Source organism: Phreatobacter sp., assembly GCF_016793595.1.
GTDB lineage: Bacteria > Pseudomonadota > Alphaproteobacteria > Rhizobiales > Phreatobacteraceae > Phreatobacter.
Genome location: NZ_JAEULY010000004.1, coordinates 361,793 through 381,686, shown reverse-complemented (window position 1 = coordinate 381,686; position 19,894 = coordinate 361,793). Strand labels below are relative to the sequence as shown.

Sequence of the window (19,894 nt, the reverse complement as noted above, 5' to 3'; positions counted from 1 at the left end):
GGCAAACATAGTTATCGCATCGCAAATGTTAAGAACCATTTACGCCTGCGCGGCGGCTATGTCGTTCAAAATTGCGTTGGCGACGAAGACCGGGTCGGCGGCGGCCGTGATCGGCCGGCCGACGACGAGGCGCGTCGCGCCGCCGCGGATGGCATCGCGCGGCGTCACCACGCGCTTCTGATCGCCGGCATCGGCCCCGGCGGGGCGGATGCCCGGTGTCACGAGGTCGATATGTTCGCGGATGCCGGCCGCACGCAGCGCCTGTGTCTCCATCGCCGAACAGACGATGCCGTCGATCCCGAGCGCAACCGCTTGCTGCGCCTTGGCGGGAACGAGCGTCGCGACCGTGCCGGCATAGCCCGCCTCGGCGCAGTCGATGTCGTTCCATGAGGTGAGGATGGTGACGGCGAGGAGCTTCAGCCCGGATCCCTCGCGGCCGGCCACGGCTGCCCGCATGGTCTGCGGATAGGCGTGGACCGTGAGGAAATGCGCGCCGGCCTCGGCGATGGAGGCGACGCCCTCGCGCACGGTGTTGTCGATGTCGTGCAGCTTGAGGTCGAAGAAGACGGTCTTGCCGGCAGCCGCCAGTTCGCGGCCGAAGCCGAGGCCACCCGCATAGCCCAGCCGGTAGCCGATCTTGTAGTGGCTGACCGTGTCGCCGAGGGTGGCGACCAGTTTCTCGGCATCGTTGACGCTCGGAAGGTCGAGCGCGACGAACAGCTTCTCGCGCGGGTCGAAATTGGCGGTCGGCGTCATCAGGTCAGCGTCCGGGCCTTGTCGATCAGGGATTTGCAGCAGGTGGTGAGCGTGCCGCGGGTCCGCTCATCTTTCAGATTGCCGGATTCGTCAAAGGCCTGGTGTGCGGCCGACACCGTGCAGGTCTCGGGGATGACCAGGGCGCCGCAGCCCAGCGACAGCGACTGGCGCACGGCGATCTGCGAACGGATGCCGCCGAAGCCGCCCGGCGAGGCCGAGCAGACCGCGAAGACGCGGTCGTGATAGGCGGCCAGCGGCGGCTCGCCCTGTTCGCGCACGCGGCTGACCCAGTCGATCGTGTTCTTCAGCAGCGGCGTCACGCCGGCATTGTATTCCGGGCTGACGATGAGGATGCCCTGATGCGCGCAGAAATGCCGCTTGAGCTTCAGCGCATTGTCCGGCTGGCCCTCGGCGGCCTCCAGGTCGCCGTCGTAGATCGGCATCGGATAGTCGGCGAGGGAGATATGCGTCACGTCGGCGTCGAGCCGGGCCAGTTCGGCAGCGGCCACGGCGGCCAGCCTGGCGTTGAACGAGCCGGTCCGGATCGAGCCGGAGAAGACGAGAATCCTGGTCATGCGCCGCCGCTCCGTGAAGGGGATCGACGGGTTCTAGAGCATTTTCGGGCGAAGTGGGTACCGGTTCGCGTCAAGAAAATGCGACCGAACAGGGAGCGGGCCGGCGGCTTGAGGGTAAACCGCTACTCGGCGGGTCCGGGTTTGGCCCCCTGCTTGGCAGCTTCCTTCGCGGCTTCCTGTTGCGCCTCCGCCTGACGGATCACGGCCATGCTCTCCTTCAGATGGTCGAGCGAGCCGTGGCCGCTGGCCAGTTCCCGGATCGCCACGAGCAGAAGGGCAAGGACGAACGGGCCGATGAAGTAGTAGAGGCGGAACAGGATGAAGGCGGCGACCACGGCCTCGGCGGTGAAGCCGAGCGGCGGCAGCGCGACCAGCAGCGTCGCCTCGAAGGCGCCGGCCGCGCCGGGCGCGTGGGTGGCGAAGCCGAGCAACATGGCCGAGCAGAAGATCACCGCGACCGCGACGAAGGGCGCTGGCGGCGCGTGCGGCATGGCCATCAGCAGCACGTAGAGAATGGCCGAGCAGAAGGCGAGGTCGACCACGCCGATGACCATCTGGAGCCCGGTGAGCTTGGCGCTGGGCAGCTTGATGACCCAGGCGCCCGAGCCGAACTGCCGGGGCACCGAGACAAAGACCAGCCAGCCGACAAGCGCGGCCAGGATGGCAAGGCCGACGACACGGACGATATTGCCGTCGATGCCGATCCGCTGGACCACCGGGGTCACGACCTCCGGCTCCAGCACGAAGCCGAGGCCGAGAACGGTGGCATTGCCGAGCCAGAAGGTCAGCCCGGCGATGAAGCAGATCTTCACCACCTGCGGCCCGGTGATCTGGTAGCGCGAATAGACGAGGTAGCGCACGACGGCGGCGGTAAACACGGTCGCGCCGAGATTGTGCGCGATGGAATAGCTGGTGAACGACCCGATCGCGCAGGCGGGATAGGGGATGTCGTCGCGGCCGATCGTGCGCGTGGCGAAATAGTCGTAGACCGTCAGCGTCGTGTAGGCGGCGGCGGTGAACAGCCCGGCGATGATCAGCGTGGTCGGGCCGATCTGGCTGATCGCTTCCCAGACCTTGCTCCAGTCGATCACGCGCAGCTTGGTGAAGAGCACGTAGCCCGCGATGGCGAGCATGGCCGCGGCGACCACGAGCAGAACCCGCTTCAGACCGATCTGCTCGCGGACGAATGTGACGGCTGTCTTGAACAAGGTGATTCCGATACGCATTCGGCGCGAAAACCGTCCGCGCATCTGTCGCCAACTACCAGAGGAACTGTTTCTCCGGTATGTCAGCTTGCATATGGAAAAACCCGTAAGCAAGGGTTCTTCCGGCGGCACGGCTGCGGCTGTCTGGCGCAGAACTGATGTAGGGGCGCGGCCACGGATGTCCAGCCGCCCGGCCCGCAAGTTTGCGCGGAACCTATTGCAGGAACGGGTTGGTTTTTCGCTCGCGCTCCAGCGTGGTCGCGGGCCCATGGCCGGGCAGCACGGTGAAATCGTCGCCGAGCGGCAGGATCTTCTCCTTGATGCCGCGGATCAGCAGGTCGTGGTCGCCGCCCGGCAGGTCCGTGCGGCCGACCGAGCCCTGAAACACGGTGTCGCCGACGAGGGCGAATTCCGACGGGTGGTGGACGAAGACGATATGGCCGGGCGCATGGCCGGGCACATGGAGCACGTCGAATGTCAGGCCGCCGACCGTGACGGTGTCGCCCTCGTTCAGCCAGCGCGTGGGTGTCATGGCGCGCACCCCCTCGAGGCCGAAGCGTGCGGCCTGGCTCGGCAGGTTGGCCAGCAGCGGTGCGTCGGCCTCGTGCGAACCCTCGATCGGGATGCCGAGCAGTTCCGCGAGTTCGGCCGCGCCGCCGGCATGGTCGATGTGGCCGTGGGTGATCAGGATCTTCTCGGGGATGACCTTGAGGTCGGCGATGGCGCCCTGAATGCGCGGCAGGTCGCCGCCGGGATCGACGATCGCCGCCTTCATCGTGTCCTGATCCCAGACGATCGAGCAGTTCTGCTCGAAGGGCGTCACCGGGACGATCGCGACTTTCAGGCTGGCCATATCGGATTCCTCGCTCGCGACAGCGATTAGCCGCCCCTCGTTCGCAGCGCAACTCGCGGCAGGGTGACGCGCTCCGGAACAAAGATGTTGCACTGCAAAAATTTTATGAATATAGGGGCGGCGCCGATCTTCGTTTGAAGATCATTGATCGATCACCTGTCCTATCCTCGACGTAACGGCGCTGATGCCGTGGTGATCTCATCGCCCGATGGCCCTGGTGGTCTCGGCAATATTGACTAGGGATACATCACAATATGGCTTCAATGACCGCGGAAACGCGCCGCATTGCATTTCGCTGGGCGGTTGCGGCCGGCCTTACTTTGGCTGCATCGGCGCCCACTTTGGCCCTCGCTTCCGAAGATCCTTCCAACCTGTCGTGGGCCGCGATGAATGCGGCGGCGGCGCCCGCCGCCCAGCCGGCCCAGATGGTGCGCCGCATCGCCGCCGCCCCGGGGATTTCCGGGGGCTCGCCGGTCGCGCAGCAGGTTGCGGCCGTCGCGGCCCGTCACGGCGTGCCGGCCCGCTTTGCCATCGCGGTCGCGCGGATCGAGAGCGGCCTGCGCTGCCAGGCGCGCGGCCGCGCGGGCGAACTCGGCCCGCTACAGATCAAGCCGGCAACGGCGCGCGGTCTCGGCTATAGCGGCCCGACCTCGGAGCTGAATTCCTGCGGTGCAGGTCTCGAATGGGGCATGCGCCATCTCGCCGCCGCCTATCGCCGCTGCGGCAACGATGCCGGTGCGGCGGCGCTCCACAATCGGGGCCTTGCCTCGTCCTGCACCCGCACGGCCTATTCGACCCGCGTCGTGCTCGCGATGGCGAGCCTCTAATCCCCGGCCAATCAGTCGGAACGTCAGACCAGAGCGGCCGCCCATCGGGGCGGCCGTTTCGTTTGGGCGTCCGGTCCTGCACAGCATGGGGACTGGCAACCCGCCCGAAATGCCCCCCGGAAATGACAAACCCCGCGCGGATCGCTCCGCGCGGGGTTCGTTTTCGGTGAGGACGGGAGGGGCCTCGCGGCCCCCGCGCCTTACTTCTTGTCGGTCGTGCGGGCCTTGAGGGCCGCGCCGAGGATGTCGCCGAGCGAAGCACCCGAGTCGGCCGAGCCGAACTGGGCCATGGCTTCCTTCTCCTCGGCCATTTCCAGCGCCTTGATCGAGACCTGCACCTTGCGCGCCTTGCGGTCGAACATGGTGACGCGGGCGTCGAGCTTCTCGCCGGCGGCGAAACGCTCCGGACGCTGGTCCGCACGGTCGCGGGCGAGTTCCGAGCGCTTGATGAACGCGGTCAGGTCGGTGCCGACGAGCTTCACGTCGATGCCGCCTTCCTTGGCGTCGATCACTTCGCAGGTGACGATCTGACCCTTGCGGATCTCACCGGCATCGGCGAACGGGTCGGAGCCGACCTGCTTGAGACCGAGCGAGATGCGCTCTTTCTCCACGTCGACGTCGAGGACCTGGGCGCGGATGATGTCGCCCTTCTTGAACTCCTCGATGACCTGCTCGCCCGGACGGTTCCAGTCGAGGTCGGAGAGGTGGACCATGCCGTCCACGTCGCCCTCGAGGCCGAGGAACAGACCGAACTCGGTCTTGTTCTTGACCTCGCCCTCGACGACCGTGCCGACCGGGTGGCGCTCGATGAACGCTTCCCACGGATTCTGCAGGGTCTGCTTGAGGCCGAGCGAGATGCGGCGCTTGGAGGAGTCGACCTCGAGCACGGCGACTTCGACTTCCTGGGAGGTCGAGACGATCTTGCCGGGGTGGACGTTCTTCTTGGTCCACGACATTTCGGAGACGTGGATGAGGCCCTCGATCCCCGGCTCCAGCTCCACGAAGGCGCCGTAGTCGGTGATGTTGGTGACGCGGCCCTTGAAGCGGGCGTTGATCGGGTACTTGGCCTCGATGCCCTGCCACGGATCGTCGAGCAGCTGCTTCATGCCCAGCGAGATGCGGTGCGTCTCGTGGTTGATCTTGACGATCTTGACCTTCACGGTCTGGCCGATCGTCAGCACCTCGGACGGGTGGTTGACGCGACGCCAGGCGATGTCGGTGACGTGCAGCAGGCCGTCGATGCCGCCGAGGTCCACGAAGGCGCCGTAATCGGTGATGTTCTTCACCACGCCGTCGATGATCTGACCCTCTTCGAGGTTCTGGACCAGCTCGTGACGCTGCTCGGCGCGGGTCTCTTCAAGGACCGTGCGGCGCGAGACGACGATGTTGCCACGGCGGCGGTCCATCTTGAGGATCTGGAACGGCTGCGGCGAGTTCATCAGCGGGCCGACGTCGCGGATCGGACGAATGTCCACCTGCGAACGCGGCAGGAAGGCCACGGCGCCGTCGAGATCGACGGTATAGCCGCCCTTGACGGTGTTGAAGATCGTGCCGGAGACCTTCTCGTTGGCGTTGAACGCCTTCTCGAGCTTGACCCAGCTTTCTTCGCGGCGGGCCTTGTCGCGCGAGATGACGGCTTCGCCGAGAGCGTTCTCGACGCGCTCGAGGTAGACTTCGACGACGTCGCCGATCTTGATCTCGCCTTCACGGCCGGGGCCGGTGAATTCCTTCAGGGCGACGCGGCCCTCGGTCTTGAGACCGACGTCGATGATGGCGAGATCCTTCTCGATCCCGACCACGGTTCCCTTCACGACGGAACCTTCGTTCATCTCGGTCTTGCCGAAGCTTTCGGCGAGGAGCGCGGCGAAATCGTCGCGCGAGGGGTTCATGCTGTTGGCGGTTGCCATACGTGGTTCGTCCTTGGTTGCCCGTTGTAGCGCCGGGGTTCGATGGTCGCCGCCAGCCGATGGGCCGGACGATGGGCTTGGAGAAGCGTCCGGACGCGGCCGATGACGGCTCGCGGGCGCAACCCAGGCGGAAGGCGGCGTGGAGTTCTGAATTCAGGCGGATCGTGGTCGGGGCGGGCAGCGGACCCCGTCCAGGGCGGCGGCCCGTCGGGGGCCACGGCGTGGACGCGAAGGCGGGAGGGGCCAGAGCCCGTCCCGGACAGACGATCATGTCCGTCCCGACGCTGCCGACCGGTCGATCAGATGTCGATCCGTCGGATGGCCGGGCCAATACAGGAAAAGCGCCGCTGCGACAAGCCGCTCAGGCGCGATGACGCACGAAGGAGAACCGGCGCGACCGCTTCAGCTCGAGGACCAGCGCCACGAACTGCGCCGGCGAGCAGACCTCCTCCTTGCCCGAAGGGTAGGAGACGAAGAAGCGCGACTTGTCCGGATACATCATCACGCGCGCCTCGAGGCGCGGCTCCGCGCCGGTGCCCGGTTCGGGATGGGCGATGATGTCGCCCCACAATTCCTTGCGCTGGTCCGGTGGCGCGCTGACGAGGTCCAGCGAGTCAGGCAGGCGCACCGATCCGGGAAGGGCTGCCAGGTTCTCGCCGTTCTTGGTGTCGCTGGTCATGGTCGAGGAGAGGCCGGGCCGAGGGGGTGAGTCCGGTTTAGACAGGACGACCGGCCGGCGCAACAGCCGGTGTCGATCAGGAGCCGCTTCGCGACAGGCCGGTGAGTTGCGCGGTCAGGCGCTCGACCGAGGCCGCGGCATCGTCGAGCGCGCCCGCCATCGCGGTTTCGCGCTCGGTGGCACGCTCCGCCAGCAGGGCGCGGGCATCGCGCAGCGCGCCGAGCTCGGCCTCGGCGGCCTTGAGGCGGCGGCGCACGTCGGCCAGTTCGTCCGCCACCATGATCGCCGCCATGACGGTCAGGCGCGTGTCGCCGATCTCGCCGAACGCGCCCTTGAGCTGGTCGACCTTTTCGTTGACCTCGGCTGCGAGGCGCAGGAGGTGGTCTTCCTGCCCGTCGTCGCAGGCCATCCGGAACTGACGGCCGTTGATGGTCACCGATACATGGGCCATGCGGTTCAGGTCTCGTAATTGGCGAGGACGCCGCGAATGGCGTCCATCGTGAGGTCGAGGCGGCGCGCGACCTCGCGATTCACGGCTTCGAGCTGGTGGGCCTGTTCACTCGCCCGGTCCAGCTCCTCGGCGAGATGGGCCCGGTCCTGCTGCAGGGCTTCGATCTGCTTCTGGGTCACCGCGCTGCCGCGATCGGCCTCCAGCTTGCGGGCGACCGCCGTTTCGAGCGCCGACAGCGCCGCCTTCAGGCGGGCTGCTGCTGCCTCGAGGCGCGAAGGGTCGGCCGACGATGCCAATATCGATCCCGCGTTCTAGAAGGTGGCCGTGCCGGAGCCGCCACGACGCCGCCGAACCAGGATCGGAACCTACGCGAGCGGCTTGAACAGCGTCAACGCCCGAAGCCGGCGAGGCAGATGACGTTGCGGTCGTGGCTGCGTCGCGCCCGCGCCCCTCGCCGAATGCGGGCGCGGTGCTATAACCCAGCCTGCAATCGATTGAGGAGATGCGAAGTGCGTTTGGTGACGATCGAGACGGGCGGACGCCGGCAGGTGGCGGCGCTCTCGCGCGACGGCATGACGGTCAGGCCGGTCGCTGCCTCGGCGGGCGAGGCCGCGGGCTCGATGCTGGCGCTGATCGCCGCATGGCAGGGCCTCGCGGGCGCCATGGAGCCCCATCTCGGCGAGCCCGTGCCTCTGGCTGGCGTGAAGCTGCTCGCGCCCATCCCGCGACCCGCGCGCAATGTCTTCTGCGTCGGCAAGAACTATCACGAGCACGCCAAGGAATTCGCCTCGTCGGGATTCGATTCGACCGCCAAGGAAATCATCCCCGAAGCGCCGGTGGTCTTCTCCAAGCCGCCGTCCAGCGTCATCGCGACGGGCGAAACCATCCTCGGCAGCCTCGATCCCACCGCCTCGGTCGATTACGAGGGCGAGCTTGCCGTGATCATCGGCAAGGGAGGGCGCGGCATCTCCAGAGCACAGGCCGCGGCGCACGTCTTCGGCTACACCATCGTCAATGACGTGACCGCCCGGACGCTGCAGCAGAAGCACCGGCAATGGCTGCTCGGCAAGGGCATCGACACGTTCTGCCCGATGGGGCCGGCGATCCTGACCGCCGACGAGGTGCCGGACGTGCGCAAGCTCAACCTGCGGACCTGGGTCAACGGCGAATTGCGGCAGGACGCGGTCGTCGCCGATCTCATCTTCGACATCCCGACCCTCATCGAGACGATTTCATCGGTCATCGCGCTGGAACCCGGCGATGTCATCGCCACGGGCACGCCGGTCGGCGTCGGCATCGGCTTCACGCCGCCGAAATTCCTGAAGGCCGGCGACCGCGTGGCCATCGAGATTTCCGGTATCGGGCGGCTGGAGAACCCCGTGGGCTGAGCCGCCGCGAATCGTTCTCAACGACAAAATCGAACGGAGGAAAACGATGGTGAAGGTTCAACTCGACCGGCGGTTGTTCATGGCCGGCGCGGCCGGTCTCGGCGCGACGGGCCTTGCCGCGCCCGCCATCGGCCAGCCCGCATGGCCCTCGCAGAACATCCGGATGGTCGTGCCGTTTCCGCCGGGAGGGCAGGGGGATCTCGCTGCCCGGCCGGTCGCCCAGTCGCTGGAGAAGCTGCTCGGCAAGCCTGTCGTCGTCGACAATCGCGGCGGCGCCGGCGGCGCGCTCGGCAATGCCGCCGTCGCCAAGTCCGATCCCGACGGCCATACCCTGCTGATGACGCTGTCGTCGCTCGCGGTCCTGCCGGAGGCGGATCGGATCATGGGGCGGCAGGCGCAGTACGAGGTCGATCAGCTCGTCCCGATCGCCCGCGTTCTGGCCGATCCGACCCTGCTCGCGGTCAACGCCCGCGCGCCGTGGAAGACCGTCGCCGAGCTTGCCACCGACGCCAAGGCGCGGCCGGGGCAGATTCCCTACGGTTCCTCGGGTCCCTACGGCACGCTCCACGTCTCGATGGAGATGTTCAACACCAATGCCAGCCTCAGGATGAATCACATCCCCTATCGCGGCGCCGGCCCGGCCATGACCGACCTGATCTCGGGCAACATCCAGGCGCTGGCCTCCGCGCCCGGCGTGCTCAAGCCCCAGGTCGATGCCGGATCGATCCGCGTCCTCGCCAATTTCGGCGCTGAGCGGGTTCCGAGCTTCCCGGATACGCCGACCTTCAAGGAGCTCGGCTTCTCCGATGTCGAGTTCTACATCTGGGCGGGACTGTTCGTGCCCGCGCGCACGCCGGCTTCCGTGATCGCCCGCCTGCGCGAGGCCATGAAGACGACGATGGCCGATCCGGAGGTGCGCAACGTCTACGAACGCGCGGGATCGCCGCCGGCCTATCTCGACCAGCCGGAGTTCATGCAGTTCGTCCAGGCTGATTCCGGCCGGCTGATTCAGGCCGTGCGCAAGATCGGCCGTGTCGACGGCGGATGAGCCCGCCGCAGGGCGGCTGCACCGCCGCCCTGCCCATCGGACCATTGACTTGGAAGCGCCCGCTGTTAGGACACGCGCCGAGCGGCCCTGTTTTCACCCTGACCGGGGTCTTTTCCATCGAATTGGCGCCAGTTCCGGCTGATATCCGGGCGCCTTGAGGAGCAGTGCCCGATGCCGACCGAGGCCATGACCCGCGCCCAGCATGACAAACTGGCCAATGCGATCCGTTCGCTCGCGATGGACGCGGTGGAAAAGGCGAAGTCCGGCCACCCCGGCATGCCCATGGGCACCGCCGATATCGCGACCGTGCTGTTCTCCCGCTTCATGAAGTTCGACGCGGCCAACCCGACCTGGCCGGACCGCGACCGTTTCGTGCTCTCGGCCGGTCACGGCTCCATGCTGGTCTATGCGCTGCTCTATCTCACCGGCGCGCCGGAAATGACGCTGGACGAGATCAGGAACTTCCGCCAGCTCGGCTCGAAAACCCCCGGCCACCCCGAGAATTTCATCACCAAGGGCGTCGAGACGACCACTGGTCCGCTGGGGCAGGGCATCGCGACCGCGGTTGGTATGGCTCTGGCGGAAAAAATGCTCGCCGCCGAGTTCGGCAAGAAGGCCGTCGACCACCACACCTATGTCATCGCCTCGGATGGCGACCTCATGGAGGGCGTCAGCCAGGAAGCCATCGCCATGGCGGGGCACTGGAAGCTGAACAAGCTGATCGTGCTGTTCGACGACAATGACATCTCCATCGACGGGCCGCTGTCGATCGCAGACTCGGTCGATCAGGTGAAGCGCTTCCAGGCTGCCGGCTGGCGCGCCGAGCGGGTGGACGGCCACGATCCTGAGGCCATCGCCGCCGCCATCGAGCGCGCGCGGAAGTCCTCGAAGCCCTCGCTCATCGCCTGCAAGACCGTCATCGGCTACGGCGCGCCGAAAAAGGCCGGCACCTCCAAGGCCCATGGCGAGCCGCTCGGCGCGGACGAGCTGAAGGCCGCCAAGGAGAAGCTCGGCATTGCCCCGGAGCCCTTCGCTGTCGCCCCGGACGTGCTCGACGCCTGGCGCAAGATCGGCGCGCGGGGCGCTGCCGCCCGCAAGACCTGGGAATCGCTGTTCGGCACCCTGCCGCCGAAGAAGCAGGCCGAGTTCAACCGCCGTCTCGCCCATGAGCGGCCGGCGAAGCTCACGAAAGCCCTCGCCGCCCACAAGAAGGCGCTGATCGCAACGCCGCAGAACATCGCGACCCGCAAGTCCTCCGAGCTCGCCATCGAGGCCATCGTGCCGGCCATGCCCGAGTTCCTCGCGGGCTCGGCCGATCTCACCGGCTCCAACAACACCAAGGCGAAGTCGGCCGTCGCCTTCTCGGCGAAGAACCCGAAGGGCCGCTACATCCACTACGGCATCCGCGAGCACGGCATGGCCGCCGCCATGAACGGCATCGCGCTGCATGGCGGCTTCGCGCCGAACGGGGCGACCTTCCTCGTCTTCACCGACTATTGCCGCCCGGCCATGCGCCTCTCGGCGCTGATGGGCACCGGCGTTGTCTATGTGATGACCCACGATTCCATCGGCCTCGGCGAGGACGGCCCGACCCACCAGCCGGTCGAGCATGTGGCGGCGCTCCGCGCCATGCCGAACATGCGGGTGTTCCGTCCGTGCGACGCCGTTGAAGTCGCTGAGTGCTGGGAACTGGCGCTGAACCGCACCGGCGGCCCGACCACGCTGGCGCTGACCCGCCAGAATCTGCCGCAACTGCGGACCGACGTGAAGGCGAACCGTTCTGCCGGCGGCGCCTACGAGCTGTTCAAGGCGGAAGGCGGCAAGGCTCAGGTGACGCTGTTCGCCACCGGCTCGGAGGTCGAGATCGCCGTCGGCGCGCGCAAGCTTCTTGCAGAGAAGGGCATCATCGCCCGCGTCGTCTCCGTGCCTTCGCTCGATCTGTTCCTGGAGCAGTCCGCCGAGATCCGCGAGACCGTCATCGGTGACGCGCCGGTGAAGGTCGCCATCGAGGCCGGCGTGCGCATGGGCTGGGATGCGGTGATCGGCAATGACGGCATTTTCGTCGGCATGACCGGCTTCGGCGCGTCCGCGCCCTACAAGGAGCTCTACAAGCATTTCGGCATTACGGCGGAAGCCACCGCCGAGGCCGTTCTCGCGCGGATCGGCTGAGCCGCGCCTTGGGCAAGCGTTTCTGGCGCGGATCACCCGATCCGCGCCTTGCGAATGACGTGATTGGACGCCAGATCGCGTCCGACCGCCAAACAGGGCCGCCACGGGTGATGCGGCCGGCATGAAGGAGAGGAATTCGATGACCGTTCGCGTCTTCATCAATGGTTTCGGCCGTATCGGCCGCAACGTCCTGCGCGCCATCGTCGAGGGCAAGCGCAAGGACATCGAGGTGGTCGGCATCAACGACCTCGGCCCGGTGGAGACGAACGCGCATCTCCTGCGCTTCGACTCGGTCCACGGCCGCTTCCCGGCGACGGTGACGGTCGACGGCGACCACATCGTGGTGGCCGGCAAGCGCATCAAGGTGACGGCGATCAAGGATCCGGCCGAGCTGCCGCACAAGGCGCTGAACGTCGACATCGCCATGGAATGCACGGGCATCTTCACGACTCGCGACAAGGCCGCCGCGCACCTGAAGGCCGGCGCCAAGCGCGTGCTCGTCTCGGCCCCCTGCGACGGCGCGGACCTCACCGTCGTCTATGGTGTCAACGACCAGGCCCTGACCAAGGACCACACGGTCGTCTCGAACGCCTCCTGCACCACCAACTGCCTCGCCCCGGTCGTCTCGGTCCTGCACAAGGCCTGCGGCATCGACAAGGGCTTCATGACCACGATCCACGCCTATACCGGCGACCAGCCGACGCTGGACACGATGCACAAGGATCTCTACCGCGGCCGCGCTGCGGCCCTGTCGATGATCCCGACCTCGACCGGCGCGGCCAAGGCCATCGGCCTCGTCATCCCGGAGCTCAAAGGCCGCCTCGACGGCACCTCGATCCGCGTGCCGACGCCGAACGTCTCGGTCGTGGACTTCAAGTTCATGGCCAAGCGCCGGACCTCGGTCGAGAAGATCAACGAGGCGATCATGAAGGCCGCCAAGCGCGGCCCGCTGAAGGGCATCCTCGGTTACACCGACCAGCCCAACGTCTCGATCGACATGAACCACGACCCGCATTCGTCGATCTTCGCGCTCGACCAGACCAAGGTCATGGACGAGAAGCTGGTGCGTATCCTCACCTGGTACGACAACGAGTGGGGCTTCTCGAACCGCATGAGCGACACGGCCGTCGCCATGGCGAAGCTGATCTGACCCGACGCAGTCCGGGCCGTCCGCATCGCGGACGGCCCTTTTCCTTTCCGGATGATGCCATGACCACCTTCCGCACCCTCGACGACGCCGACGTGAAGGGCAAACGCGTACTGGTGCGCGTCGACCTCAACGTGCCCATGGAGAACGGCAAGGTCACCGACGTGACGCGCCTCGAGCGCATCGTGCCGACATTGACCGACATTGCCGGCCGCGGCGGCAAGGTCATCATCCTCGCCCATTTCGGCCGTCCGAAGGGTGTCGACCCTGCGCAGTCGCTGAAGCAGGTTGTGCCCTCGCTCGCCCATGTGCTGAAGCGCCATGTCGCCTTTGCCGAGGACTGCATCGGTGAGGTCGCCAAGCGCGCCGTGGACGCCATCAAGCCGGGCGAAATCCTCGTTCTGGAAAACACCCGCTTCCACAAGGGCGAGGAAAAGAACGATCCCGATTTCGTCAGGGCGCTGGCCGAAAACGGCGACATCTGGGTGGCGGACGCCTTTTCCGCCTCCCACCGTGCCCATGCCTCCACCGAGGGCCTCGGCCGCGTCCTGCCCGGCTATGCCGGCCGCACCATGCAGGCCGAGCTGGAGGCGCTGGAAAAGGCGCTGGGCAAGCCGAAACGTCCGGTCGTCGCCGTGGTCGGCGGCGCCAAGGTCTCGACCAAGATCGACCTTCTCGAAAACCTCGTCTCCAAGGTCGACGCCCTCGTTATCGGTGGCGGCATGGCCAACACCTTTCTGCACGCGCAGGGCGTGAAGATCGGCAAGTCGCTGGCCGAGAAGGACCTCGCCGAGACCGCCCGCCGCATCATGGCCAAGGCCGACAAGGCCAAATGCGCCATCATCCTGCCGGTGGACGCCACCGTCGCCTATCACTTCGAGAACAATGCGCCGGCCTTCGCCTACGGGCTCGACGCCATTCCCTCCGACGCGATGATCCTCGATGTCGGCCCGCAGTCGATCGAGCGCATCCACGGCGCCATTGACGATGCCGCGACCCTCGTCTGGAACGGCCCGCTCGGTGCTTTCGAACTCCATCCCTTCGACAAGGGCACGGTCGAGGCCGCCCGCCATGCCGCCAAGCGCACAAGAGACGGCAAGCTGCTCTCCGTCGCCGGCGGCGGCGACACCGTGGCGGCGCTGAATGCTGCCAAGGTTGCGGACGACTTCACCTATGTCTCGACCGCCGGCGGCGCCTTCCTCGAATGGCTCGAAGGCAAGCCGCTGCCGGGCGTCGAGGTCCTCAAGGCCTGAACCGCATGCTCGCCTGAAGCTGAGGGAAACGCGCCTGAGCGGACATATGGGACAGCGCCTCATCCGCATCGCCGCTGCCGTTCTCGCCTTCTGCGCCGGGGCGGGGGCGGCCGGCGCGCAGGGGCCGAAGCCGACCGCCCTGCTGCTCGACGGCCTCTTCATCTACGTCCAGCAGAACTACATCGGCGTCTCCGTACTTGCCGCCAATGTCGAGCGTCTGGGCTATCGGGTCGTTGTCGACAACCATCTGATGAGCCGCACGGCCGGCGTCGAGCCCGACGTCATCATCGGCCATTCCATGGGCGGCTCGACGGCGCTGCGCTATGCGGCCGAGCGGATCGCGGCGGGCAAGCCCGCGCCGCTGGTCATCACCATCGACGCCGCCTTCGGCTCGGGAGCCTGTCCGGCGACGCGCTGCATCAACATCCACACGCCCGGCTTTCCGCAGATCATCGGCGCCGAGAACATCGACGCCTGGCAGTCCGGCGCCTTCATGGTGAACCACGCCATGCTGGCGACCAACGAGACCGTCCAGCGCATGGTGATGGACCGGCTCGCCGAACTCCTCGCCGCGCGCCAGGCGCCCACGCCGCCGCTGACGGCGCCCGTACCTGTCCCGCGCCCGCGCTGAGCGGTCCTGCGCGGCGAATGGACGGCTTTTTTTGGCCGCGACCTTGCGCTAGAGGGTCGCAATACCACCAACGACAGGACGGATAACCGCCAATGGCCCGCATCACCCTCCGCCAGCTCCTCGACCATGCCGCCGAGAACGACTACGGCGTGCCGGCCTTCAACATCAACAATATGGAGCAGGCGCTGGCGATCATGACCGCAGCCGATGCGGTCGACGCGCCGGTGATCATTCAGGCCTCGCGCGGCGCGCGCTCCTACGCCAACGACATCATGCTCAAGCACATGATGGACGCCGTCACCGAGATCTATCCGCACATCCCGGTCTGCGTGCACCTCGACCATGGCAACGAGCCGGCCACCTGCATGACCGCCATCCAGGCCGGCTTCACCTCGGTCATGATGGACGGTTCGCTCAAGGCCGACGGCAAGACCCCCGGCGACTGGGACTACAATGTCGGCGTGACGAAGAAGGTCACCGAGATGTCCCATCTCGGCGGCATCTCGGTCGAGGGCGAGCTCGGCGTGCTGGGCAGCCTCGAGAGCGGCATGGGCGAGGCCGAGGACGGCCACGGCGCCGAGGGCCAGCTCTCGCACGACCAGCTGCTGACCAACCCGGACGAGGCCGTGAAGTTCGTCAAGGAGACCAAGGTCGACGCGCTCGCCATCGCCATGGGCACCTCGCACGGCGCCTACAAGTTCACGCGCAAGCCTGACGGCAAGGTCCTCGCGATGAACGTCATCGAGGAAATTCACCAGAAGCTGCCGAACACCCACCTGGTCATGCACGGTTCGTCGTCGGTGCCGCAGGAGCTGCAGGACATCATCAACAAGTTCGGCGGCCAGATGAAGCCGACCTGGGGCGTGCCGGTCGAGGAAATCCAGCGCGGCATCAAGCACGGCGTCCGCAAGATCAACATCGACACCGACAACCGCATGGCCATGACCGGCCAGATCCGCAAGATCCTGTCGGAGAGCCCCGGCGAGTTCGACCCGCGCAAGTACCTGAAGCCGGCCATGGAGGCGATGACCGCCCTCTGCAAGCAGCGCCTTCAGGAGTTCAACACCGCTGGGCAGGCCTCGAAGATCAAGCGCGTCGTGACGCTCGCCGACATGGCCAAGCGCTACGCCAAGGGCGAACTCGACCCGAAGATCGCCTGATCGGCGCACGGGTCCGCACGAAAGGAAACGGGGAGGCGCGAGCCTCCCCGTTTTGCATTGGGCGGACGATGCCGGCCGCTCACTCGTTGGCCTTCACCTCGATGTTGAACATCGGGATCACCGCGAAGGGCGAGCCCCGCATCGCGATCGCCAGCGCCGCCAGCGGGATGTCGCCCTTCGGCGTCAGGGTGATCGCGAGCGAGGAGGGATCGTCGAGGAACTCGCCGAAGGCCTCGGTGATGCGCTCGGCGAGCGCGCGATCCTGGATGAACTGGCCGACCATCATGCCGGCCTGCTGCTTGATCTGTTCCTTGAAGTCGTCCTCGCTGAGGCCGGTCTGGCCGGCGACATGGCTGACGAATGACGCGACGCCGCCGTCCTCGCTGAAGGTCAGCGTCAGGCGGCCGGCCTTGGCGGAGAGGCCGAGAACGGCGGCGCTGCCCGGCAGAGCCTCGATCTGGGCGCGATCGAGCCCGCCAATGGTCATGACGAGGTTTAGCGAGCCGACATCGTCGACATCGACCTTGACGTTGCGGACGCGCAGTTCGCGGGACGCGTCGTCGTATTCGATGTCGAGCTCGGCCCCGAGATTGATCTTGTCGGTCAGGCCGAGCGGCGCGAGCTGGGCACGCTGGCGGGCATCGTTGATCGGCGCGGTGAAGCCTTCGAGCTGCGCCCGCAGGCGCGTGGGCACGAGGCCGATGCGCGGCCCGGCCTCGACCAGGAAGCGCTGGACGCTGCCGAGCGCCTGCCCGGCGCTGGTCTTGATGGCGATGTCCTCCATCAGCAGGCGGCGGATGTCGGGATAGGCGCTGGGCGGCACCGGCTTGCCGGCCGAGTAGGCGCCCTCCGAGAAGTCCTTGGCGAGGGCGATCAGGCCGGTGGCGTCGATCGTCTCGATGGTGAACTTGCCGATGGTGGTCGTCTGGCCGCTGCGGTCGGCCGCCGACAGTCCGGCGAAATCGATGGAGGCGATGCGCCCCTGCGAGACGCCGCGAATGGCGAAGCGGGAGAGCACGACCGGCTGGTTCTGGTTCGACTGGCCCTTGAAGCCGGTCATCTCGACATTGTCGATGTCGAGCCGCGAGAACAGTTCGGCGACGACGCCCATGCTGCGACGGCGCGATTCTTCCGTTGCACCCGCCGGGTCGATCTCCTGCATGGTCTGGGTCAACGCGACCAGCGAGCGCTCGCCGGGCCGCATCGACACCTTGCCGAAGGAGACGCGGTCGATGCTGAACGGCGCGTTCTGGGCGCTGGTGCCGCGGATCTGGTCGATCGTGCCGCTTTCAAGCGCGACCGTCGTCGTATTGCCGGCGCGCGTGCCGGCCGAGGCGTCGAAGCCGACAAAGCGGCTGGCCCCGATCTCGACGCGCGAGCCCTGGCCCTCCGCCGGTGTCGTGGTCACGCCGGCAATCGTCATTTCCGCGATCTTGCCCTGCCGGTAGCTGTTCAGCCGGACGTTGCGATAGGCGGCCTGCTCCATGCGCGCGTCGCGCCGGCGTTGCAGGGTCATGGCGGGAATGTCGATGGACTGGGCCGAGAAACCGGTGACGGAGGCCTCGCTCGCGCCCTGGAAGAACGGTTCACGGGTCGCGAGGCTGCCGAGAATCGCGGCGAAGGAGCCCTGCGCGCCGGCAATCTCGGCGCGGTCGATGCGATAGGACTGGCCGTCCGAGCCGGTGCCCTCGACGCCTTCCAGCACGATCCGGGAGTTGGACAGCGCGTCGGTCGAGCCGACGCCGCCAGTCACGGTCGCGCGGGTGATCTTGACGCCGACGGCACGCGCGCCGGCCGACGAGAAGGTGACGTTCGACAGGACGACGTTCGATCCCTCGTCGCGGGCCTCGCCCACTGCGGCGCCGGCGATCTGCAGGCCCCCGAGGCCGGATACGGCGGCGCGCGACAGGTCGTCGGCTGGGCCGGCAAGCGCCACCGAGCCGGTGACGAGAACGAAGGCAGCCGAAAGAAACAGGCTCGCGGAAGGTCGCATCGTGGTGATCCTGACGTTGGTCGGGCAAGGATAGCGGCAGGCAGGCGCGACGGCGTCGGTTGATTTCCCGACCCGGTGCCCGCATGGATGCGAAACTCCAGCCGAGATGTTTCCAAACGATGTCGATACCGAGGATGAACGTTCCGTCCCTCCGCTTTTTTGCCGCTTTCGAGCCCCATGTGCGCAGCCATGCGTAACGCCGAGCCCTCGCAGCCGCAAACCCAGCTTGTCCTCGTCACGCCGCCGATCGAGGCGGCCGACGCCTTTGCCGGCGCTCTGGACGCCGCCCTGTCCGGCGGGCCCGTCGCCGCCGTCATCGCCCGCTTCGCCGCGGCCGACGAACGGACGCTGGTCAATGCCGTCAAGACGCTGGCGCCCGTGGTGCAGAAGCATGGCACGGCGCTGATCGTCGAGGCGTCCCCCGCGGTCGTGGCGCGGGGTGGCGCCGACGGATGCCATCTCGCCTTCGACATGCAGCGCCTCGCCGATGCGGTCGCAAGCCTCGCGCCACAGCGGATGGTCGGCGTCTCCGGGTTGAAATCGCGCGACGACGCCATGGCCGCCGGTGAGAAGGGCGCGGATTACGTGATGTTCGGTGAGCCGATGGTATCGCGCCATGCCGAGAAGAACGGCCTGCTGCCGCCGATCCATGCCGTCGTCGAGCGGGTCGGCTGGTGGGCCGAACTGTTCGAGGTGCCCGTGATCGGTTTCGCTCCCGACATCGCGGGCGCGGCGGCGCTGGCGGCCGTTTCGGCCGATTTCGTCGCGCTGGCCGATCCGGTCTGGAACCATGCCGTCGGGCCGCAGGCGGGCGTCGCGGAGGCGCTCGCGGCGATTGCCGGAGCCCGCCGGCCATGAACACCGCGCCGCGCGTTCTCGTTGCCGCCTGCCTGTTGGCGCTGGCCAGTTCCGCCGCTTCGGCGCAGAACCGCCCGGCGCCCCGGCCCGCGCCGGCACAGCCTGCCCCGGCGGCGCGCGGCGAGCCGCCGAGCGTGGAATCCGCCTATGCGGCCTATCAGCGCGGCCATTACCTGACCGCTTTCCGCGAGGCGACGGAGCGGGTCGAGACGGCGGCCGATCCGATATCGATGACGCTGCTCGGCGAGCTTCACTCCGCCGGGATCGGCGTGCCGCAGAACGAGCAGCGTGCGCTCGGCTGGTATCGGCTCGCAGCCGACAAGGGCGATCGCAACGCCATTTTCGCCATCGGCATGATGCATATCGAGGGACGCGCGGGGCTTGCCCGCGATCCCGCGCAGGCCAGGCCCTATTTCGAGCGCGCCGCCGGCCTCGGCCATGTCGCGGCGGCCTACAATCTCGGCCTGCTCGCGCTTGGCGGCCATGGCGGCGAGCGCGACCCGCAGGGCGCGGCCCGCTGGTTCAGGATGGCGGCCGATCTCGGCAGCGCCGACGCCCAGTACGCCTATGGCACCATGCTGAAGGACGGCAATGGCATTCCGGCAGACCTGCCCCAGGCGGCGACCTATCTGGGCCGGGCCGCCGCGCAGGACCTGATGGAGGCGCAGATCGATTACGCGGTCATGCTGTTCAACGGGCAGGGTGTGGCGAAGGATGAAGCCGCCGCCGCCCGGCTGTTTCGCAAGGCCGCCTTGCGCGGCAACCCGCTCGCCATGAACCGCCTCGCCCGGCTGCTCGCCGCCGGACGCGGTATCGCGCCGAACGCCGTCATGGCCGCCCAATGGTACCTGACGGCCGAATATCTCGGCGCGCGGGACGCCTGGCTGGAAGATTACGTGAAGACCATGGACCCGGTGCAGCGCGAGGCGGCCGAGCAGGGCGCACGCAACTGGGTGAGATAGTTGGCCTGCCCCCAGCGGGGCGGCTTGACCAC

General features: G+C 67.5%; 19 protein-coding genes. 10 read left to right on the top strand and 9 right to left on the bottom strand.

Translation table 11 applies throughout. The features are described 5' to 3' along the window. Window positions 1–39: 39 nt before the first annotated feature. The 4 genes from pyrF to JNK84_RS05890 all read right to left on the bottom strand — a co-directional run bounded on the left by pyrF (window position 40) and on the right by JNK84_RS05890 (window position 3,389). Window positions 40–756: an orotidine-5'-phosphate decarboxylase gene (gene pyrF / locus JNK84_RS05905; protein ID WP_293421521.1), complete on the bottom strand. Its 717-nt coding sequence runs from the start codon at window positions 754–756 to the stop codon at window positions 40–42. Continuing rightward, entirely contained in the window at window positions 756–1,331 is a 576-nt protein-coding gene (locus JNK84_RS05900; protein ID WP_293421519.1) for an NADPH-dependent FMN reductase, read from the bottom strand. The genes pyrF and JNK84_RS05900 overlap by 1 nt, the downstream gene beginning before the upstream one ends. Before the next feature lie 122 nt (window positions 1,332–1,453). Beyond that, on the bottom strand, window positions 1,454–2,539 hold the full coding sequence (locus tag JNK84_RS05895) for a lysylphosphatidylglycerol synthase transmembrane domain-containing protein (RefSeq protein ID WP_293421517.1): 1,086 nt from the start codon (window positions 2,537–2,539) through the stop codon (window positions 1,454–1,456). A 211-nt stretch (window positions 2,540–2,750) separates the two neighbouring features. After that, window positions 2,751–3,389, bottom strand: coding sequence for an MBL fold metallo-hydrolase (locus tag JNK84_RS05890; protein ID WP_293421515.1), 639 nt, complete (start codon window positions 3,387–3,389; stop codon window positions 2,751–2,753). Between the two features lie 341 nt (window positions 3,390–3,730). On the opposite strand from JNK84_RS05890, the gene JNK84_RS05885 reads away from it, so the two are divergent. Next, entirely contained in the window at window positions 3,731–4,216 is a 486-nt protein-coding gene (locus tag JNK84_RS05885; RefSeq protein WP_293421513.1) for a transglycosylase SLT domain-containing protein, read from the top strand. Window positions 4,217–4,416: 200 nt separating this feature from the next. Here JNK84_RS05885 and rpsA read toward each other — a convergent pair whose 3' ends face one another. The 4 genes from rpsA to JNK84_RS05865 form a co-directional block, all read right to left on the bottom strand. Continuing rightward, complete coding sequence (gene rpsA, locus JNK84_RS05880) at window positions 4,417–6,276, bottom strand: 30S ribosomal protein S1 (protein ID WP_293423494.1); 1,860 nt, start codon at window positions 6,274–6,276, stop codon at window positions 4,417–4,419. Window positions 6,277–6,484: 208 nt separating this feature from the next. Next, a complete protein-coding gene (locus tag JNK84_RS05875; protein ID WP_293421511.1) occupies window positions 6,485–6,802 on the bottom strand; it encodes a hypothetical protein in 318 nt (105 codons plus the stop codon). Window positions 6,803–6,878: 76 nt separating this feature from the next. Continuing rightward, window positions 6,879–7,253, bottom strand: a complete 375-nt coding sequence (locus JNK84_RS05870) for a cell division protein ZapA (RefSeq protein ID WP_293421509.1) — start codon at window positions 7,251–7,253, stop codon at window positions 6,879–6,881. A 5-nt stretch (window positions 7,254–7,258) separates the two neighbouring features. Further along, complete coding sequence (locus JNK84_RS05865; RefSeq protein WP_293421507.1) at window positions 7,259–7,549, bottom strand: DUF4164 family protein; 291 nt, start codon at window positions 7,547–7,549, stop codon at window positions 7,259–7,261. Between the two features lie 213 nt (window positions 7,550–7,762). Between JNK84_RS05865 and JNK84_RS05860 the strand changes: the two genes are divergently transcribed. The 7 genes from JNK84_RS05860 (at window position 7,763) to fba (ending at window position 16,049) form a co-directional block, all read left to right on the top strand. Further along, window positions 7,763–8,641: a fumarylacetoacetate hydrolase family protein gene (locus JNK84_RS05860; RefSeq protein WP_293421505.1), complete on the top strand. Its 879-nt coding sequence runs from the start codon at window positions 7,763–7,765 to the stop codon at window positions 8,639–8,641. A gap of 46 nt (window positions 8,642–8,687) precedes the next feature. Next, window positions 8,688–9,689 carry a tripartite tricarboxylate transporter substrate binding protein gene (locus JNK84_RS05855; RefSeq protein WP_441343206.1) on the top strand — a complete coding sequence of 334 codons (1,002 nt, stop codon included), beginning with the start codon at window positions 8,688–8,690 and terminating at the stop codon, window positions 9,687–9,689. Window positions 9,690–9,860: 171 nt separating this feature from the next. Next, window positions 9,861–11,858, top strand: coding sequence for a transketolase (gene tkt / locus JNK84_RS05850; protein WP_441343205.1), 1,998 nt, complete (start codon window positions 9,861–9,863; stop codon window positions 11,856–11,858). 139 nt (window positions 11,859–11,997) lie between these two features. Beyond that, the gene (gene gap, locus JNK84_RS05845) at window positions 11,998–13,008 is read left to right on the top strand and encodes a type I glyceraldehyde-3-phosphate dehydrogenase (protein ID WP_293421503.1); all 1,011 of its coding nucleotides are present in this window, start codon (window positions 11,998–12,000) and stop codon (window positions 13,006–13,008) included. 59 nt (window positions 13,009–13,067) lie between these two features. Beyond that, on the top strand, window positions 13,068–14,258 hold the full coding sequence (locus tag JNK84_RS05840) for a phosphoglycerate kinase (protein WP_293421501.1): 1,191 nt from the start codon (window positions 13,068–13,070) through the stop codon (window positions 14,256–14,258). A 46-nt stretch (window positions 14,259–14,304) separates the two neighbouring features. Further along, the gene (locus JNK84_RS05835) at window positions 14,305–14,889 is read left to right on the top strand and encodes a hypothetical protein (RefSeq protein ID WP_293421499.1); all 585 of its coding nucleotides are present in this window, start codon (window positions 14,305–14,307) and stop codon (window positions 14,887–14,889) included. Window positions 14,890–14,981: 92 nt separating this feature from the next. Beyond that, the gene (gene fba, locus JNK84_RS05830; RefSeq protein WP_293421497.1) at window positions 14,982–16,049 is read left to right on the top strand and encodes a class II fructose-bisphosphate aldolase; all 1,068 of its coding nucleotides are present in this window, start codon (window positions 14,982–14,984) and stop codon (window positions 16,047–16,049) included. Window positions 16,050–16,128: 79 nt separating this feature from the next. Here fba and JNK84_RS05825 read toward each other — a convergent pair whose 3' ends face one another. Continuing rightward, entirely contained in the window at window positions 16,129–18,042 is a 1,914-nt protein-coding gene (locus JNK84_RS05825; RefSeq protein ID WP_293421495.1) for a hypothetical protein, read from the bottom strand. Between the two features lie 189 nt (window positions 18,043–18,231). On the opposite strand from JNK84_RS05825, the gene JNK84_RS05820 reads away from it, so the two are divergent. Both JNK84_RS05820 and JNK84_RS05815 read left to right on the top strand, forming a co-directional pair. Next, window positions 18,232–18,900 carry a thiamine phosphate synthase gene (locus JNK84_RS05820; RefSeq protein WP_293421493.1) on the top strand — a complete coding sequence of 223 codons (669 nt, stop codon included), beginning with the start codon at window positions 18,232–18,234 and terminating at the stop codon, window positions 18,898–18,900. Beyond that, window positions 18,897–19,862: a tetratricopeptide repeat protein gene (locus JNK84_RS05815; RefSeq protein WP_293421491.1), complete on the top strand. Its 966-nt coding sequence runs from the start codon at window positions 18,897–18,899 to the stop codon at window positions 19,860–19,862. Before JNK84_RS05820 ends, JNK84_RS05815 begins: the two co-directional genes overlap by 4 nt. Window positions 19,863–19,894 lie beyond the last annotated feature (32 nt).

Bases quoted from the DNA above. Each gene is read 5' to 3' on its own strand.
- pyrF (WP_293421521.1), bottom strand. From the start codon at position 756: ATGACGCCGACCGCCAATTTCGACCCGCGCGAGAAGCTGTTCGTCGCG.
- JNK84_RS05900 (WP_293421519.1), bottom strand. From the start codon at position 1,331: ATGACCAGGATTCTCGTCTTCTCCGGCTCGATCCGGACCGGCTCGTTC.
- JNK84_RS05890 (WP_293421515.1), bottom strand. From the start codon at position 3,389: ATGGCCAGCCTGAAAGTCGCGATCGTCCCGGTGACGCCCTTCGAGCAG.
- JNK84_RS05875 (WP_293421511.1), bottom strand. From the start codon at position 6,802: ATGACCAGCGACACCAAGAACGGCGAGAACCTGGCAGCCCTTCCCGGA.
- JNK84_RS05870 (WP_293421509.1), bottom strand. From the start codon at position 7,253: ATGGCCCATGTATCGGTGACCATCAACGGCCGTCAGTTCCGGATGGCC.
- JNK84_RS05855 (WP_441343206.1), top strand. From the start codon at position 8,688: ATGGTGAAGGTTCAACTCGACCGGCGGTTGTTCATGGCCGGCGCGGCC.
- tkt (WP_441343205.1), top strand. From the start codon at position 9,861: ATGCCGACCGAGGCCATGACCCGCGCCCAGCATGACAAACTGGCCAAT.
- gap (WP_293421503.1), top strand. From the start codon at position 11,998: ATGACCGTTCGCGTCTTCATCAATGGTTTCGGCCGTATCGGCCGCAAC.
- JNK84_RS05840 (WP_293421501.1), top strand. From the start codon at position 13,068: ATGACCACCTTCCGCACCCTCGACGACGCCGACGTGAAGGGCAAACGC.
- JNK84_RS05835 (WP_293421499.1), top strand. From the start codon at position 14,305: ATGGGACAGCGCCTCATCCGCATCGCCGCTGCCGTTCTCGCCTTCTGC.
- fba (WP_293421497.1), top strand. From the start codon at position 14,982: ATGGCCCGCATCACCCTCCGCCAGCTCCTCGACCATGCCGCCGAGAAC.
- JNK84_RS05825 (WP_293421495.1), bottom strand. From the start codon at position 18,042: ATGCGACCTTCCGCGAGCCTGTTTCTTTCGGCTGCCTTCGTTCTCGTC.
- JNK84_RS05820 (WP_293421493.1), top strand. From the start codon at position 18,232: ATGCGTAACGCCGAGCCCTCGCAGCCGCAAACCCAGCTTGTCCTCGTC.
- JNK84_RS05815 (WP_293421491.1), top strand. From the start codon at position 18,897: ATGAACACCGCGCCGCGCGTTCTCGTTGCCGCCTGCCTGTTGGCGCTG.